The sequence below is a fragment of the Amycolatopsis sp. NPDC003676 genome, from assembly GCF_053587275.1.
The window spans coordinates 1-1,024 of sequence record NZ_JBSFNS010000451.1; the positions used below are offsets into that span (position 1 = coordinate 1).

Annotated in this window: 1 protein-coding gene and 1 pseudogene; both read right to left on the reverse strand. The window is 69.5% G+C overall.

Annotation, left to right across the window (positions count from 1 at the left end):
• A pseudogene (locus ACWDNU_RS47160) lies at window positions 1-378 on the reverse strand (hypothetical protein); the annotation flags it as partial.
• Window positions 379-403: 25 nt separating this feature from the next.
• A partial coding sequence (locus tag ACWDNU_RS47165) for a pyridoxal-phosphate dependent enzyme (protein ID WP_449673622.1) occupies window positions 404-1,024 on the reverse strand: 621 nt, incomplete at its 5' end.

A 1,024-nucleotide genomic window follows, 5' to 3' on the forward strand; every position in this document is an offset into this window, starting at 1 on the left:
GTTCTCCAACGCGGACAACCGGTCAGCCGGGATGAAGGTCCGTCGTCCGTCCACTTTGACCTCGGCGAGCGAGGCAGCGAGGCCGCGCGAGTGCGGAATCACGTTGCGGCACACCACGTCGAGACCGTCGGCCCAGACGCCGAGCGATTCCAGCCCGCGCTCGATCGCCCGCACCACCAGATGCGTTGGGCCCCACGGCACGTCGTCGGCGCCCTCACCCTCGACCCGGATCTCGAGACCCGATTCGGTGGTTCGCACCACGATCTCGTCGTAGAGACCCAATGCCATTCCCAGGCAATCGAATCCGGGACCGAGGTTGGCCGTGGACGCGGGAACGCGCACCGTCACCTCGAGACCGGCGGGCAGGGTGGCCGTCATCAGCCTGCTCTCGCGTGCGCTCAACTCAGGCCAGCTCGAGTTCGTGGGCGATCGCCACCGGGTCGACAGCGATCGGCTTGACCTCGGGCATCCCGGCCAGCGCGTTGTCGGGGTCCTTCAGACCGTTACCGGTCACCGTGCAGACCACCGTCAGACCCGAATCCAGCCAGCCCTCCGCGCGAGCGGCCAGCAGACCTGCCACACTCGCGGCCGATGCCGGCTCGACGAACACACCCTCGGTCGCGGCGACCAGGCGGTACGCGGCCAGGATCTCCTCGTCGGTGGCCGCGCGGAACGCGCCACCGGACTGCTCCTTGGCCTCCATCGCCCCGTTCCACGACGCCGGAGCGCCGATCCGGATGGCGGTGGCCACGGTCTCCGGGTCCTTCACCGGCGCGCCGTTGACCAGCGGCGCCGCACCCGCGGCCTGCACACCGAGCATCCGCGGCAGCACCGAGGTGACACCGTCGGCGTGGTACTCGCGGTATCCACGCCAGTAGGCGGTGATGTTGCCCGCGTTGCCCACCGGCAGCACGTGCACATCGGGCGCCTTGCCCAGCACATCGCAGATCTCGAACGACGCGGTCTTCTGGCCCTCGATGCGGGCCGGGTTCACCGAGTTCACCAGGCCGACCTCGGGGAAATC